Consider the following 15942-nt stretch of genomic DNA (forward strand, 5'->3'; position numbering starts at 1 on the left):
CTCCCAGAATCACTTTTTAGGATCCGGATTGTTGACTGTCTCCCAAGCATCAAGAGCCCCTTTCAGAATGAATTCAAGCATCATTTCTTTTTGAATCGTTAATGCAATTAATTGTGCTAAGTCTTCGGAAAACTCTTTTAATTGGTCGGGACTGAGATTTTCTCTTCTAAGAATTCGGGTTTGAGCATTTATTGCATCGGCTAAAGCAAATTCCATTTCGGCAACAGAGGAAATGACTTCAAATACTCTATCGCGATTGGACGATCCCCCAACATTTTGTCTGGAACCCATTTTCTATCCCCTTTTCATTTAGACTTGTACTCTAAAATATGTACTGGTTTTATAAATGTCTGGACAAACCAACTATTTTGGCAAAAATCCATTGAAGCATTTTTGTATCACCTGCTGATAACTGCCGAGGGGGGAAAGAAGCGGTAATGGGGGATTCTTTTGTCTTCGTGAGCGATCTTAACGTTTTTTTCTAGAAACCAAAACGCCCCTTTCTATTAAGCACCAAAAAAGAAGCAGCCCATGGATGATCCCAAAGGCTGCTTCTTGTTCAATTTAATAATCCATTTTTCGATAGTATCTTCTGATATCGAGTGAATGGTTTCTTTCACGCTCGAGATAGACGCTGATTCGACCTGTTAAAGCCCAGTTCAGGTTAACAGCAAAGAACTTTCTAAATTCTTCACTGATGCCTTCCAATGGGTAATCCTTTGTATCAAGGATAAAAAGCTCTTTCGTAATCTTTTCAGCAAAACGTTCCACGCGTTCCACCAATGGACGGGTTTCGTCTTCGCCTATAAAGAGGATCACACTCGTATCTTCCTCTACAAGCTCTAGTGTCCCGTGAAAGAATTCAGCCGCATGAATGGATTTGGATTTAATCCATTGCATCTCTTCTAAGATGCACATCGCATAAGAATACGTATTTCCCCACAGGTTTCCGGCACCGACTAACATATGGTATCCTGTATCCTTATGCTTAATGGCAAATTGCTCTGCCCGTGAGTCAAAAGCTTTTATCGCGTTGACCATTCCTTGTGGCAACAGGGCCAGTTCCTCTGCGAATTTCTCATATTGCGGAAATTCATCATGGTTATGAATAAAGCGGAGTGTAAGCAATTGTAAGTACATAAAAAACGTATCAAATGAATATTTTTCATTCCCTGTTGAGATGATGTAATCCACTGATTCTGCCAATGGGGTGCCTTCCTTTGCCACCAATCCGATGGTTGTTGCCCCTTTTCCTTTACAGAACTGGGCTGCGGCCACCGTTTCTTTTGTCGTCCCCGTAACGGATGCGAAAATACAAACCGAATCCTTTGTCAGATGTCGATTGTTCATGACTAGCAATTCCGCTGCAATTTCCGCATGCACTTCTAAAGAGGAATTGGATTTAAAGATGAACTCAAAAGGATACATCATGGCGATCGTGCCGCCGGATCCAATTAGGAAAATATTTTGATAGCCCTTTTTCGAGATGTCGTCGACGATTTTTTCAATTTCGCCCCTTTTGGCTTCAGCCTCTTTCCCAACGTATTCCAAAAATGTATCCTGCTCGAATTTTAACATGAAAATCCCTCCATTTTTTTATTTAAAAGACTGATTGGCAAAATGCTTCCTCAGTCTAGTAAGCTACCTTCCACATGTATCTTCTCGTGCTCAGCGGGTGCTGGCGCGCTGTGGCCAATTCTTCGGCATATTGCCGGAGCACTGCCTGCAGTACTAACGGAGCGATATACCCTTGTACCCGTTCGGCAACACCCGTTAAATCAAAATCCTTCGCATCCAGAACGATGATTCTTTTTCCATACCTTTGGGTGAACTCCAATGAACGCTCTTCCAATGGCCGGGTTTCATCCAGTCCTAAGAGCTGAATGATCGGTACATCCTCATCCAAAACCTCAAACGGACCATGGAAGTACTCACCTGCATGAAGAGCATGGGAGTGAATCCATTGCATTTCCATCAGCAGACAAATGGCAAACCAATAGGCAATTCCATAATTGGCGCCGCTGGCCATCGTATAAATGATTTTTTCGCTTTTATAGGAATCCGCAAATGCCTTGGCATCAGCTAGCGTTTTTTCTTTTGCTTTATTTAAAATGGGGCGCAGATTTTCCAATGAAGACACGATTTCGTTGAATTTTCCATTCCCCTCTCTCGCTGCCAGAAGTCCAAATACAAGCTCCAGCATGACAGCAGGTGATTCATTGGCAAAATCGCTGTTTTTTCCGTCTTCATACACAATCACATGCTCAGAAACCTGTGAAAGAGGTGATTCCGGGTCAAAGGTAAGCGAGACCGTTAAGGCTCCCTTTTCGCGAGCAAAACGGGCCGCTTCCACGGTTTCAGGTGTCTTCCCGTAATGGGAGCATAAAATAACAAGAGATTTTTCATTTAATTTCTTAGGGCTGCAATGCACAAACTCGTTAGAGCTATAAAGGTAGGCATCAATAGCTGTGCTCTCACGATCCATTACATACTGGCTCGTATACATGAGTGATGACGAACCGCCGCAGGCAACAAAAAAAACTCGGTCCAGTTCCCGTTGTTTTATTACATCTAGCGCTTTTTGCACATCTGCTAACATGATTTCTCCTCCTTGCATTTTGCTTATTCTAAAATTAAGATCTTTTGCTGGGTTTTCCGCCGAATTGCGGGGGTTTCCCGCTGAACTGCGGAGGTTTTCCGCCGAACTGCGGGGTTTTCCTCCGAACTACGAGTTTTTCCCGCCAAACTGCGGAGTTCCCGCAAAACTCGGGGGTTTTCCTCCGAACTGCGGAGGTTTTCCGCCGAATTGCGGAGGTTTTCCGCCAAACTGCGGGGTTCCCGCAAAACTCGGGGGTTTTCCGCCGAACTGCGGGGGGTTTCCGCCGAATTGCGGAGGTTTTCCGCCAAACTGCGGGGGTTTTCCGCCGAATTGCGGAGGTTTTCCGCCAAACTACGAGTTTTTCCCGCAAACCTATTTAGTTAGCTATTTTAGCACCCGCTCAGACCTAGGTTCTTCAACCTATAATGGTATATACCATTATATTGAAAGCACTGAATAGAAAAGCCCTCCGCTCCTCTATTCAGCCCAGTTATCAGCCTTTTACACTGCCGGCAGATAAACCTCGGACAAATTGCTTTTGGAAAATGATATAGGCGATAATCATAGGCAGTGCCGCGACTGCCAGACCTGCCAATTGGATTCCAAAATTAGTATCCAGCTGACTTCTTAAGTTCATTAATCCTACCGGAATGGTTCTCAGGCTGGAATCCTCTACAAACACAAGGGCAAACATAAATTCATTCCAAACGTTCATGCCGGTCAATAAGGCACAGGAGGCAATGATGGGTTTTCCCATAGGTAAGATGATGTTCCAATAGACCCTCCAGCTATTACATCCGTCAATGATCGCCGATTCCTCGAGCTCGCCCGGGATAGAGAGGAAATACGATCGCATTAAAAAAATGGCAAACGGCAATTGAAACGCCACATAGGGAACGATTAATGCGCCATAAGTATTGTATAAACCAATTGCTTGGAGAATTTTATAAAGTGGTATCAGGCTGACTTGGGGGGCCAGCATGAGACCACTCAAAATTACAAACAGCATTATATTTTGTCCTTTAAAGCGAAAACGGCTGAGTCCAAACGCTGCCATGGAGCCTAGCAGCAAAACGGCGACAACTGAAACGACAGTGACCAGCACACTATTGAAAAAATATTGGCCGATTCCGGCATCCCATGCTTCTTTATAGTTACTCCACAGCCATTCCTTCGGCAGGGACCATGTATTTAAAAAGAAATCACTATTGGATTTTAATCCGCTTAATCCAAGCCAGATGATCGGATAGATAATGCAGATGGCAAAAATGCTAAACCAAATAAGAATCACGATTTGAAAAAGGCGGTCTTTTAGCTTGGTTGATAGAGGTTTTGATTTCTTGAGGCGGACCTCCTTCATATCGCCGGTCGTAACAATGGGACTATCTTTTGCACTCATCTACTTCTTACACCTCCTGCCCTGATTTTCCTAATTTCATTTGCAGTAAGGAAAGGATCAGGGTAATGATAAAAATGACGGTACCAATGGCGGAGGCATAGCCCATTTCATCATTGCGGAACGCGGCTCGATAAAGCATTGTTCCTAAAACTTCCGTCGATCGCCCCGGTCCGCCGCCCGTCATGACATAGACTTCATCAAACACTTTAAAGGCCCCTATCACCGTAATAACGGTACCGACGAGAATCATTTCCCTGATTTGCGGGATGGTGATCTTCAAGAAGGTTTTGATTTTGGAAGCACCATCAATCATCGCGGCTTCGTAATATTCAGCTGGGATTTTTTGCATGGAAATTAAAAACAGCATCGCCATGTAGCCGGTGTACTGCCATTGGGACACAAAGATGACAGCAAATATCGCGGTATTACTGTCTCCCAGCCAGGAATGTGCCCAGCGGGAATGGCCAATTGCATGGAGAAAGCCATTAACCAATCCGATTTCCGGGTTATACAGGAGCTGCCACATCAAGCCGACAACCGCAATGGAAATAACCGATGGAATAAAAAAGACAGTCCGGAAAAATGGCTGAAACTTTCTAATCAATTTATCTTCCATAACAGCTGCGATGACGAGTCCTCCGCCCACTTGAAATACAAGGGAAATCACGGCATACAGGGAATTATTTTTCAATGAAATATAAAATACCGGATCCTTAAAAAGCCTGCCGTAATAGTTGAAGCCGACAAAGGTTTTGGCAGCATCGAAAGAACTCCACCTGAACATGCTATTGTATAAGTTATAGACAATCGGCAGAAATACAAATGACAGGATCAGAAGGAAGGCTGGCAAGATATACAGAATGGCAATCCGATTATAACGAAGTGTCTTCATCCTTCTCCCTCCAAGGGGGGTGATCAGGAAAGCCCGCTCACCCGTTTTTCTTCCTTACTCACTTTCACTTTGTACTTGTTTTGCTACTTTTTGAATCTCTTTCATAACTTGTTCCGGTTTCTTCGTCCCATCAAGCAGCAGCTGAGCATTGGATAAATAGGAATCTGCCACCTTTGCATTCACATCCGTATCAAGCCAAATAGCCATACCGTCTGCTTTATTCAAGCCATCAACACCTTCAGCTACTTGTTTTATCGCGTTTTGCGCTGTTGTCGCGCCTTTCACTGGACTTGGCCAGCCAAGTTGTGTGGTCAACTTGCTGCCATTTTCTTTGCTTGTTAAAAATTTCAGAAACTCTATCGCTTCTTTTGGATGCTTTGTTTTGGAGGAAACAAGGAACCCATCTGGTGCACCCGTGATCATACTTTGATCCCCTTTACCTCCCGTAATGGCCGGCATCGGGAAGAAGCCCCAATTTCCTTTCATCGCCTTTTCTACATCCGGGAACTCTACGAGCTCAAGATAGAACATGGCCCCTTTTCCCGCAAAGAATAATTGCTTTGCCATATCGTGTGATGTAGAGTTCGCATTTTTCATGAAATAACCTTTTTTATTTAAATCGACAAACATTTGCAAAGCTTGCACATATCCTGGATCCGTGAATTCTCCTGTTTTCGGGTTATAGTCCTTCATTCTGACATCCTGAGGAACTAATTTTTGGTTAAACCCTGTCAGGTAATGAATCGCAGCCCACGGATCTTGGTTACCAAAGATAATCGGTGTGACGCCATTTTGCTTTAAGGTATCTAATTCTTGGAGAAATTCATCCCATGTTTTGGGTTCTTGGAGGTTATATTTCTTAAAGATTGATTTGTTGTAAACAAAGTACTTTGCATCGAGGTCCAAAGGAATTCCATAGTTCTTTCCATCCGTTTGGAATGGCTGAAGGGATGACGGGATAAAACTATCTCTCCAGGCCGTATCTTTATTTAAATAAGGGGTTAAATCCAAAGCTGCACCTGCACGAACAAATTTCCTCGCAAATTCCCCTGACCAGGAAAAGAAGATATCTGGTACATCATTGCCGCCAAGAATGACGCGAAGTTTATCCTTGATTGGTCCATCGGCAATAGCATCTGTTTTTATCACAATATTCGGATGCTGTTTTTCAAATTCTTTTACCACTTGGTCAAAATAGGGATGATTTTCTGGCTCTGGCCACTTATGCAAGAACTTTAAGACAATTTTGCCTGATCCTTCTTCAGTGGTTGAAGAAGAGCTCGAACATCCTGCTAATACGAGAGCAAATAGTAACATAGCCACAAATAACAACTTTGTCTTTTTACTCATACCATTAACCTCCTTATTTTTTAAAAATTAAACTAGTAAATTCCTGCACCCCCTGCTTGATCTTTTTTATTACAATTCCTTCCCGAAACGGGAATTAGAATGGTATCCCATAACCAAATGCTCCATCGACTAGGCAGGTTTTTGCCGCAAATTTTGCCCCTTCTTCCAAACTTCTTTTTAAAAGAAGCTCTTTAGACTCTATCTCCTTTTTAAGGTAATGGATCATAAAGGCTGTGAAAAAAGAATCCCCAGCCCCCAGTGTATCGACTGGTTTGACAAAGTGCGGCTCCTGGCGGTAAAAGCTCTGGCCGTCAAAGACGATGGAGCCTCTTGAGCCCATTGTGCCTATGGCTAGTTTACTGCCAAAGCGGTGAACTGTTTTTAATAGATTCTCCACCTCGGAGTCTGAAAGCTGCCCGCATGATAACAGGCTGACATCGACATACTGACAGGTTTCTTTTAAAATTTCTTCCGTATAGTCTGCTGAAAAATCAAAGGAAACGAGAACTCCGGTCCTTTTGAGTTTCGGCAGCTCGGGTTCGATGTCGCTATAAATGCTGGTATGTGCCATATCAAAATTTTGTATATATGCCAAGTCATCTTCGCTTAGGAGGATGGGGTGGTCTTTTTGAACGCCCCCGCCGTTGCCGCCGATGAAGACGCGGTCCCCGTCTATCAAATCCACTTGTGCATAACCATTTTCACCGTTATGCTGCCGGCAATGGGAAAGATCTATATCCAAGCTTTTTAGTGTTTGAATGATATGTTCTGCCGCTAGGTCATTGCCGAAAACTCCAAGATAGGCTGATTCCACCCCGAGCTGTTTTGCATAAACACTAAAGTTCAGGGCATTGCCGCCAGGGTACATGATTTTTTTATAAAGATACTGATCCACGACATTATCGCCCACACCAATGACTTTCATCTTTCAGTTCCTCCTCGATAAATGGTATATACCATTTTGTTTAAAACTGAATTTTATTTCAAATTCAGTTCCGAATAAAATCTCACAATATCGCTTCGGGTCAGCGAAGTGGAAAATTCAATTTCCCGCTCGTTACGGTCAAAAGCCACAGACTCCTGAAAGATGCACGGACTTTCCGAACGGATCTTAAGCAGCTTGCTGTCTTCTTCATCCGATAAGGTCACATGCATGTGCTCTTTAGCTCTGACCAGTTGGATGCCATAAACGTTTTCTAATATTTGATACAACGAAACATCGTTCATGATATGATGTTCAATGTTTGGCACAAGCTTGACAGGAAGAAAAGATTCCTCGATGGAAACTGGCATGTTATTGACTAATCGCAGCCTTTTGATGACGATCATCTCTTCACTGGGAGGAAGCTTCAATTTATTGGCTAACACCGGTTTGGCTTCTATTCTTTTGATCGAAAGGACTTGGGTGCTTGGAATGAGCCCTTTGTTCAGCATATTTCTTGTAAAACTGTTGAAGGTAATAAAATCCATTTCTATTTTATGATTGGCAACAAATGTTCCAGCGCCAACCCGCCGCTCCACCACACCTTCCCTTTCTAAAATGGACAAGGTGTGCCTGGCCGTCATTCGGCTTATTCCATACTGTTCGGCTAGCTCTCTTTCTGAGGGCAATTTGTCTCCATGTTTCAATTTCCCCATTTCAATATCATCCATGATTTTTTCCTTTAATTGCTTATAAAAAGGAATCGCCTCTTCATCTCTCATCATTCTACTCATCTATTATGTCTCCTATTTAGTAGATCATTGCTATCTATCATTTTATATAACTTTCCAGCATTCGCCAAATGGTATATACCATTTGTTGCGCTATTTTAAAAGATGATGTAGAGAGAGATTAAGGTTGTTAAGCATTTCGTGTGAAGCGCTTTCAAAAATATAATGAAAGTAGAGGTAGTGAAGATGATGTAATGTGAAGTGAACTGCGATGTGTATGATTAATTTTAAAATAGTCCAATTTTTATTTTTTGTCAACGTGTTTTCTGATATTTTAAATTATTCTAATGTGATTTTAATAAAAACATCTTTTACTTTTGCTCTGCCGCTGTTCATAACGTGCGTGGACTTTTCGTTTCCGCTTCATGTTTGCAGCCAAGGGGGCTTTTCGTTTTTTTACCTATCCGATTCAAGTTCGATTACTCACGCCTGTGAGCTTTTTGTGCCTTTTTTCCATAACTAGAGCCAGGTTACATGCGCCTCCAGGCTATTTTCGCCTCTTTTCCCTTAACTAGAACCGGGTTACTTGCGCTTACAAGCTCTTTTTGACTCTTACCTCTTAACTAGAACCGCTCTACTTTCGATTACGTGCTCTTTTTGATTCTTTTCCCTTAACTAGAATGGGTCTACTTTCGATTACGAGCTCTGTTTGACTCTTTTTCCTTAACTAGAACCGGGTTACTTTCGCTTACGAGCTCTTTTTGACCCTTTTCCCTTACCTAGAACCGGGTTACTTTCGCTTACGAGCTCTGTTTGACTCTTTTCCCTTAACTAGGACTGTTCTACTTTCGCTTCCAAGCCCTTTTTGACCCTTCTCCCTTAACGGAACCACCCCTATTTGCGCTTCCGAGCCCTTTTTGACCCTTACCCCTTAACTAGAACCGCTCTACTTTCGCTTACGAGCTCTGTTTGACTCTTTTCCCTTAACTAGGACTGTTCTACTTTCGCTTCCAAGCCCTTTTTGACCCTTCTCCCTTAACGGAACCACCCTACTTGCGCTTCCGAGCCCTTTTTGACCCTTACCCCTTAACTAGAACCGCCCTACTTTCGCTTCCAAGCTCTTTTTGTTCCTTTTTCCTTAACTAGAACCACCCTACTTTCGCTTCCGATCCCTTTTTGACCCTTACCCCTTAACTAGAACCGCCCTACTTCCACACGCCCCCTCTTTTTCCACTTTTCCCCTTAACTAAGGGTCGCTCGACTTCCTCACAATGCCCCTTTAAGTCCGGAATCGGTCAAGAAAATACGTCTCTGCCAATGATGTCCGGGATTTGCAACAGGTCAAACACTTCATATATGTCCTCTTTCAAATGCGTTATCTTTACTAAGATTTCTCGTTCCTTCAGATGCTGCACAAGATTCATCAATAAGCCGATTCCGGTTGAATCCACGAATGATACAGCGGCAAAGTTAAGCTCGACTTCCTGTGCTGTTTGTAACGCAGGAATGATCTCTTCCTCCATGACCTCCGTGATTTCAATATCCATGTCTCCCTTTAACTGAACAGTGGTCTTTACTCCCTCATTGACCATTTGATATTCAAACACTTTTGATCCCTCCCCTGTTAAAAGAATTCCGCTAGGACAGCAGTAATTTTCCTTCCTTCGACACTCTGGCAAATACATTTTGTTCGGATTGCTCAAATTGGTACAGAACATTGCCAATTTGAATTCTGGTTCCTTCGATAACTTTATTTATTTTGATGGATTGATCTTGTGGAACCCGGATAAAAGTAATCTCTCCTCCTCGAGTTCCCGCTTCATGGATCTCTGCCCCCTTGTCGGCATGAACCTCTCCTCCTCTTAGGAGGCCTTTGACTACTACTTTTCCTCTGGCATGAATTTGAGAGTGAATACATCCCGTTCCGGCAACGATCACATCACCATTGCATTGAATCTTGCTATTCAGCGCATAGGGGAGCATAATTTGTCCATTTGTTTCATGCATTTCTGCAGCAGGATCACTTGCCGCATCTATTCTTACCACCAATTTGGAAATGTCGTCTGGTGTTTGAAATTGCATTGGCGCCAACTGGATAAATCCATTTACCAAAGAGGCATTAATTTCTTTCAATTCAGGGTCCAATATTTGCATTTGATCCGCAACGAAAACCAGCCCGGTGATCTTTTTAATTAACGGCGGTAAATGCTTAAATTTCTTCTCAAGCAATATGCGGATCATAGAACTAAGCCCCATTTTATTGATATCAGAAGTTTTAAATACCGGTGACTGATAAATTTGCTCGACAGCTGCTATAAATGCTTTTAATTCGGTTGAAAGCTTTCTTAAATGATTGATGATTTCAATGATTTTTTGATTCCGTTCCCCGGCGGATAATTGGCTATTTACAACGTTTTGACAAGCAATCAGCCTGCCTCCTGCTTTAAGGATGGATTGCTCAACCGTTCCGTAAACAAGCAAATCCGCGCGAGCTTCTACTGCTATTCCTTCTTTTATATTCCCTTGGATGATCATGTCTCCATGAAAAGACATTTTTCCCAGTCCCGGAAGAATATTTCCTGAGTGAATAGATCTAGGAATAACAGACACTCTGGTGATCCCATCTTTTGACATCAGTGAAGGCCTGCCGTACTCAATGGCGACAACTTTTGTCCCTTCGTCAATCAGATCGACCCCTTTGCCCGCATAGATTTTTAATGTTTCTGCTTCCTCTTGCTCAATTACTTCCCCAGTTATCGACACCCCATCTGTTCCTGGCTTTGATGGATGAATAACCCCAAGTAGCTGCCCTTTGTAAACACTCGGGATTTTTATATGCTTACGGTTATTTAGATCTTCATCTTCCATTAATTTCGTTGTGTAATCCAATTCCTCTTCTACTAACCACTCGATCCAGCCATCCTCCCCTTTTTTTGGGCTCGTCCCTTCTGCTATCGTGAAGGTACCAGGTTCTGTAGCTCGCATGGCACGTTGAATTTCTAAAATACGAACACCCTTTTTAATGCCTAAATCCTTCATTTTCTGCTGAATTTGATCCAGTTGAAGGGGATTGATGATTTCCTCCTCTACTTGAATTTCAAGCTGAAGATGTGAACTTGGTTCTTGATCCACCAAACTGTAGGATCTTCGGAAACCAGGTTCAAGGTGCAGCATGGCTGTCACTTTTAGAGGGTCCATTTCAATGGACCAGACAGGCTCTTTCAATTCGTTCGGGAGTTTAACCTCTATCAAATCCTTTTCCATAAGAGCCGTTGTTTTCGTTACCAATTCACCGTTCTTATATAGGGAAACCTCTTTAGCTGGCGTAATGGTTGGGTAATGAGCAGGAGTATCTTTTATATAAATTTGTCCATCTTTGACCCAGATCTTCCCGACTTCAAGATTCTGATCATTTAAGTCCTGTGCTCCTCTTTGGAGAGGTTCTTCAAAAGTTAGATTCAAACTCTCCTCCGGTAAAGGCAGTTCCTCAATAGAACGTCCCTGCTCGTCTATTTTTTCCGTTAATCGGACAACAACCGGTTTTGCTCCGAAGCCAAATATCCCCTTCTTTGGGTTTTGAATGACTTCAATCTCTACTTGGGACTCGGTTAAGCCCATTTCAGCCAACCCTTTGGCAATGGCTTCTTCTATATTTTTACCTTCTGCCGTAATTACTGCACTCATTCGCCTTACCCCTTTATGAGCAAATCACTGTTGCTTAAAATGTCCTGCTCTCTCAAATCCGGAGCAGAACCATCGTTATATCATCTTTTTGGTTCATTCCATTTGAAAATTGATAAACTGACTGAACCACCGCCTGCTCCAATTGCTGGACGCTTTTCCCTTCATTTTCGAGCAAAATCTTCTTAAGGCGTTCACGGGTAAACTGTTCTCCCGCTTGATTCTGTGCCTCTATAATCCCATCTGTATAAAATAAAACATACTGATTTGGCGCTAAACGGACCTGTTTCTCTTCGTAAATTTGATTAGGCAGGCCGCCAAGCATCACCCCGCTGACTTTCGGAAGCTCTGATACTTGATTCCCTCCTAAGAGAAGCGGAAGAGGATGACCAGCATTAGCAAACGTCAACGTCCCTTGTTTTGGGTCCCAATCGGCACAAAGTACAGTGACAAATGATCGTAAAGCACGGAAATCTTTGTATAAAGCATTGTTCATGGCTGTTAACGTATCCCCTGGTCCGCCAGTACTTTGGGCGGCACTCCTGAAGGCTCCCCTTGTTAAAATCATTAACATCGCAGCAGGAATTCCCTTCCCCATCACATCTCCAATCACCATTCGAATTCTCCCATCGGTCAATGGATAGAAGTCGAAATAATCCCCGCCAATCAATCTCGCTGGGATGGAGGTACCGGTCAATTCGCTTTCGACCAGCTTCGGAATTTCGGCATTTAGAAGCTTAGTTTGGATATTTCTCGCTAAATTAATTTCTCTTTTCAACATTTTTAATTCTTCAAAAATTTCGGAATCATCATATTGAAAAGAGACATGGTCTTGAAGAGTCAACTAAGCTCCCTCCTTTTTTAAAGCCTCTAAGATCCGGAACACCCCAAGCATCTCAAATATTTCCTCTATATCCTCATTCATTCCCTCGAACATAATCGTGAAGTTTTTTTCCTGAGAAAGATAAATTAATTCCACGATGGCTCCAATGCCCGTAGAGTCAATAAATTCAAGATTTGAAAAATCCAGCAGTAAGGAGGAAAAGGTAGCAGGTAATTGTTCCATTTGAACATGAAAAGCATCCATTGTCGCAATATCCATAACCCCATTAATTCGAATGACAACCTGTTTTTGGTTCGACTGAATGTCTAAAAGTAACTCCAATTTAATCCCCCCTGACCTAAAATCCCACAAGATGAAAGCCCTTTTAAAATTACCTTCATTTTTTAAAAATTGTCTTGTACTATCCTCTTGCTGCCATTAAAATAAGAGTATTCCATGGGGCTTTACTACCAGATTATCGTTTCACTACATCTTTTGAGAGGAGTTTGCGTATGAGTATCGAACGTCGTCAATTTGGGAGAGTAGACTTCGAAAATTCCATCCAATTGATGATTTTAGAGCCCGTTCCCCAAAAAGCAGAATTAGAAGACGCCAGTTTCAACGGATTAAAAATTGTAACAGAATTAGATGTGGATCTCGAAACTATCCTAACCTGCCAAAACATTGAATTAGATAATAGTATTCCATTTAAAGCAAGAATCATCTGGAAAAAAACTTTAGAAAACGGATATTTTCAATATGGTTTGCAAATACAAGAATAAAATTCTGTTAAGAGGGGAATAACCGGAAGCTATTGGAGCCCTACGGTATAGATTCCCCTCTTTTTTGAAAACATTTCATCTGCATTATTTTCCCAATAATCTGAATTCAATTAATATAGAAGTGCCCTCTGGCGATGTAAAGATTTGTACGCCATCGGAAAAGCTGGCAATCATTTTAAAACCTTTCCCCAACGAACGCTTACTGGAATAACCGGAAATTAAGATTGTTTTTGGAATTTCATGAAGCGGGATACCCGATCCTTTATCCGAAATTAGAAATTGCAGCTTTTGATCACGTTGATAAACGGAGAATTTCCCCTTTGTTGCATGTTTGAGAACATTTGTCACGGCTTCTGACACTGCAACTTGAACTTTCATCGACTGTAATTCAGTTGGATATTGCTCGAGTGCTTTTGTGGTCAATTCCCTGCACTTCGAGACATCCGATGTATTATGAATAGGAATATCCGCAATCCAATTCCCGAATTGTTCTTCCAGCTTTGCTTGGGAAGATAGCAATTTAATTTTCCCTTCAGATAGCGTTTCAATGACGTCTACATAGGACTCCAAAATGTTGCGCTCCAAATTCTTTCTAAATGCAAGATATGGAGACAGATCATGCACAAATATCGTAACCTCTCCGTTTTTCAAAGATTGGGCGTGAACATCCAGTGTGAGGTTATCACGACGGATGGTTTCATGAACTGGTTTGTTCTGCTCTAAAGCGGCCTCCGCTAGTTTGCGCAGTACATGTTCTGAAATTTCATCCTTCGGCGATCGAATCTGGCCATTCTGGACTTGAACAAAGTAAGATTCCCCAATACTTGAGTAAGAATCATCGGAAAATTGATTTTCTGTGTAATCATTTAGCGGTAATTCTTCTCGGCGGAAGAGGTCCCGAAGCTCCTCAACCAGCATTTCAATATGACTGAATTCTACTTTTTCCACTAATTTAGGGTCCAGCACCGTCCCTGATTTTTCTTGAAGTAATTTAAAAATCGTTTCCGCATCATCATGACGCATTAGAATGAAATCTAGTTCATTGGCTATAGCAATAATGCGGGCCCCTAATGGAATTTGTTCTCCTGATAACCCTTTTGGGAAACCCTTTCCATCCCAACGCTCGTGGTGATATAGAATCCAATCGGAAAATTCACTTTTCGAAAACATCGTTTTGACGATTTCAACAGCCTTTTCAGGATGTCTTTGGTACTCTCGTTCTTCGGATAAAGTCAAATCCCCGCGTTTTCGAAAAATATAGGTGGGAAGTAATGCTTTTCCAATATCATGTATAATCGCAGCTTGAATTAAATCTTTTCGGTTGCTTTTTGGAAAATCCAGATCTTCCAAAAGAATCTCGCAAATGGCCCCTACCCGATTACCATGCCCGGCCAAACTGGGGGTAATACGGCCTTCAAGAACTTGAATAAAAGCTTTGGAAGATGAATTCCTCAATGAAAGCTGTTTTGTGTATTCTTTGGAAAAAAAGATGACAATAAGCAAGAAAAATAGGGTGTATAACACGGTAATGATGATCTCTTTGTTCGTTTTCTGGATCAGCAAGGTCGGAATAACAATAGAATACACACCGATGGGAATCAACAGCTCTCTTAATTGCTGTTTAAAGGAGGCAAATAATTTTCGATTGGCTGTCAATTTTTGTATGACTTCCAACAGGGCTATATTCACCACTTCATAGAGGAAAGCCAAAATAGCAACCGCTATAATCATCTTCATCCCTTGGGTCATTCTCCAAACAGACAATGCAGCCAGCATCGAAATCGTGTACATTCCGACATTTACAATCAGACGAAACAGAGGAATCTTTACTTTTTTCAAAATTTTTATAAAAAGAGCGGCCAAACCGATGGTTATGGCCAATACTGCATATGGTATACCAAAGTGCAATAGCACAAACAAAACGCCAATACTTCCAGCTTCAAATTGGTCACCGCTAGGTAATTGGATCGGGAAAATCTCGAGAATAACCGTGATCGCAACAACGAAAAGATAGATGGATAGTTGATGGATCGATATGGCTGTCACTGAATACAATAATGCTCCGATCCCTATGGAAAACAGAATAATGGTAAACCAGTTAACTAATCTCATTTGCCCTCATCCTGATCGCTTCGTTTTTCAGAGTGTTTGATAATAAGTATAGCAATCCCTATTCCCGCCAAAATATCCCCAGGACTTAGTGCATACCTGATCACCGGAATCCAATCTCCAAGAATCCAATACACGGAGTCACCCATTAGGTGATGACGGGCATCGGTGGCAAACGAAACACCTGCCTGTCCTGTCAGCTGGAGAGCTTTTTTAGAAACCGGCATTGTTCCTCCATTTAAAAGCAGCGCAATTAAATTCAAGGCTGCTCCTATACAAATCCACTTCACACCGGGAATCCTTCTATTGATATACAGCCCGAAAATAACGCCGATAAACGTTAAAACGAAAACCCATACTATTTTTTCCCTTGTTTCCAACGTAACAAACGATAAAACAATCTGTGCCCCAAAACTTAACAGAATAATAAGAGGCCATTTAAATGAAATATTTCGAACAAATTGAAACGGATTTCGTTTTAGGAAAAACGCGATGAGAAAAGCAATAATAACGAAAAATACCATTTGAATGGCCCCTTTCTTTGATAAAAATAAAGAAAACCAGGTGATCTCTCACCCAGTTTTCTTGTAATGACGACTAAATCCATGGGCGACCGATAATTGGAGCTAAAGCAGCAGCAACTACAGCGCTGAT

The 15942-nt window shown here is 42.0% G+C and carries 15 protein-coding genes; 1 reads left to right on the forward strand and 14 read right to left on the reverse strand.

Annotated features, from left to right (window positions below):
• Window positions 1-9 precede the first annotated feature (9 nt).
• The 12 genes from HPT25_RS05130 to HPT25_RS05185 form a co-directional block, all read right to left on the reverse strand.
• The gene (locus tag HPT25_RS05130) at window positions 10-291 is read right to left on the reverse strand and encodes an alpha-helical endospore appendage domain-containing protein (protein WP_173060882.1); all 282 of its coding nucleotides are present in this window, start codon (window positions 289-291) and stop codon (window positions 10-12) included.
• Between the two features lie 273 nt (window positions 292-564).
• Window positions 565-1578, reverse strand: coding sequence for an SIS domain-containing protein (locus HPT25_RS05135; RefSeq protein ID WP_173060885.1), 1014 nt, complete (start codon window positions 1576-1578; stop codon window positions 565-567).
• 55 nt (window positions 1579-1633) lie between these two features.
• The gene (locus tag HPT25_RS05140; protein WP_246277141.1) at window positions 1634-2599 is read right to left on the reverse strand and encodes an SIS domain-containing protein; all 966 of its coding nucleotides are present in this window, start codon (window positions 2597-2599) and stop codon (window positions 1634-1636) included.
• Window positions 2600-3092: 493 nt separating this feature from the next.
• On the reverse strand, window positions 3093-3998 hold the full coding sequence (locus HPT25_RS05145; RefSeq protein ID WP_246277142.1) for a carbohydrate ABC transporter permease: 906 nt from the start codon (window positions 3996-3998) through the stop codon (window positions 3093-3095).
• Window positions 3999-4005: 7 nt separating this feature from the next.
• Entirely contained in the window at window positions 4006-4890 is an 885-nt protein-coding gene (locus HPT25_RS05150) for a carbohydrate ABC transporter permease (RefSeq protein ID WP_173060890.1), read from the reverse strand.
• A 54-nt stretch (window positions 4891-4944) separates the two neighbouring features.
• Window positions 4945-6240, reverse strand: coding sequence for an ABC transporter substrate-binding protein (locus HPT25_RS05155; protein ID WP_173060893.1), 1296 nt, complete (start codon window positions 6238-6240; stop codon window positions 4945-4947).
• 94 nt (window positions 6241-6334) lie between these two features.
• Window positions 6335-7165 (reverse strand): fructoselysine 6-kinase, encoded by an 831-nt coding sequence (locus tag HPT25_RS05160; protein WP_173060896.1) that lies wholly within the window; start codon window positions 7163-7165, stop codon window positions 6335-6337.
• Window positions 7166-7218: 53 nt separating this feature from the next.
• Complete coding sequence (locus tag HPT25_RS05165; protein WP_246277143.1) at window positions 7219-7956, reverse strand: GntR family transcriptional regulator; 738 nt, start codon at window positions 7954-7956, stop codon at window positions 7219-7221.
• Window positions 7957-9188: 1232 nt separating this feature from the next.
• Window positions 9189-9500 (reverse strand): STAS domain-containing protein, encoded by a 312-nt coding sequence (locus HPT25_RS05170; protein ID WP_312857270.1) that lies wholly within the window; start codon window positions 9498-9500, stop codon window positions 9189-9191.
• A gap of 31 nt (window positions 9501-9531) precedes the next feature.
• Window positions 9532-11577, reverse strand: a complete 2046-nt coding sequence (locus HPT25_RS05175; RefSeq protein ID WP_173060899.1) for a flagellar assembly protein A — start codon at window positions 11575-11577, stop codon at window positions 9532-9534.
• 52 nt (window positions 11578-11629) lie between these two features.
• Window positions 11630-12355, reverse strand: a complete 726-nt coding sequence (locus HPT25_RS05180) for a PP2C family protein-serine/threonine phosphatase (RefSeq protein WP_173070900.1) — start codon at window positions 12353-12355, stop codon at window positions 11630-11632.
• Window positions 12356-12418: 63 nt separating this feature from the next.
• The gene (locus HPT25_RS05185) at window positions 12419-12739 is read right to left on the reverse strand and encodes an STAS domain-containing protein (RefSeq protein ID WP_173060902.1); all 321 of its coding nucleotides are present in this window, start codon (window positions 12737-12739) and stop codon (window positions 12419-12421) included.
• 170 nt (window positions 12740-12909) lie between these two features.
• Between HPT25_RS05185 and HPT25_RS05190 the strand changes: the two genes are divergently transcribed.
• Window positions 12910-13179 carry a PilZ domain-containing protein gene (locus HPT25_RS05190; RefSeq protein WP_173060905.1) on the forward strand — a complete coding sequence of 90 codons (270 nt, stop codon included), beginning with the start codon at window positions 12910-12912 and terminating at the stop codon, window positions 13177-13179.
• Window positions 13180-13263: 84 nt separating this feature from the next.
• Here the strand turns inward: HPT25_RS05190 and HPT25_RS05195 are convergent, their stop codons facing one another.
• Window positions 13264-15291: an HD domain-containing phosphohydrolase gene (locus tag HPT25_RS05195; protein WP_173060909.1), complete on the reverse strand. Its 2028-nt coding sequence runs from the start codon at window positions 15289-15291 to the stop codon at window positions 13264-13266.
• Entirely contained in the window at window positions 15288-15812 is a 525-nt protein-coding gene (locus tag HPT25_RS05200; protein WP_173060912.1) for a DUF5317 family protein, read from the reverse strand. The genes HPT25_RS05195 and HPT25_RS05200 overlap by 4 nt, the downstream gene beginning before the upstream one ends.
• Window positions 15813-15942: the final 130 nt, after the last annotated feature.

The sequence above is a fragment of the Neobacillus endophyticus genome (genome assembly GCF_013248975.1).
In the GTDB taxonomy this organism is placed as follows: domain Bacteria; phylum Bacillota; class Bacilli; order Bacillales; family Cytobacillaceae; genus Neobacillus; species Neobacillus endophyticus.

Bases quoted from the DNA above. Each gene is read 5' to 3' on its own strand.
- HPT25_RS05130 (WP_173060882.1), bottom strand. From the start codon at position 291: ATGGGTTCCAGACAAAATGTTGGGGGATCGTCCAATCGCGATAGAGTA.
- HPT25_RS05135 (WP_173060885.1), bottom strand. From the start codon at position 1,578: ATGTTAAAATTCGAGCAGGATACATTTTTGGAATACGTTGGGAAAGAG.
- HPT25_RS05140 (WP_246277141.1), bottom strand. From the start codon at position 2,599: ATGTTAGCAGATGTGCAAAAAGCGCTAGATGTAATAAAACAACGGGAA.
- HPT25_RS05145 (WP_246277142.1), bottom strand. From the start codon at position 3,998: ATGAGTGCAAAAGATAGTCCCATTGTTACGACCGGCGATATGAAGGAG.
- HPT25_RS05150 (WP_173060890.1), bottom strand. From the start codon at position 4,890: ATGAAGACACTTCGTTATAATCGGATTGCCATTCTGTATATCTTGCCA.
- HPT25_RS05155 (WP_173060893.1), bottom strand. From the start codon at position 6,240: ATGAGTAAAAAGACAAAGTTGTTATTTGTGGCTATGTTACTATTTGCT.
- HPT25_RS05160 (WP_173060896.1), bottom strand. From the start codon at position 7,165: ATGAAAGTCATTGGTGTGGGCGATAATGTCGTGGATCAGTATCTTTAT.
- HPT25_RS05165 (WP_246277143.1), bottom strand. From the start codon at position 7,956: ATGAGTAGAATGATGAGAGATGAAGAGGCGATTCCTTTTTATAAGCAA.
- HPT25_RS05175 (WP_173060899.1), bottom strand. From the start codon at position 11,577: ATGAGTGCAGTAATTACGGCAGAAGGTAAAAATATAGAAGAAGCCATT.
- HPT25_RS05180 (WP_173070900.1), bottom strand. From the start codon at position 12,355: ATGTTGAAAAGAGAAATTAATTTAGCGAGAAATATCCAAACTAAGCTT.
- HPT25_RS05190 (WP_173060905.1), top strand. From the start codon at position 12,910: ATGAGTATCGAACGTCGTCAATTTGGGAGAGTAGACTTCGAAAATTCC.
- HPT25_RS05195 (WP_173060909.1), bottom strand. From the start codon at position 15,291: ATGAGATTAGTTAACTGGTTTACCATTATTCTGTTTTCCATAGGGATC.
- HPT25_RS05200 (WP_173060912.1), bottom strand. From the start codon at position 15,812: ATGGTATTTTTCGTTATTATTGCTTTTCTCATCGCGTTTTTCCTAAAA.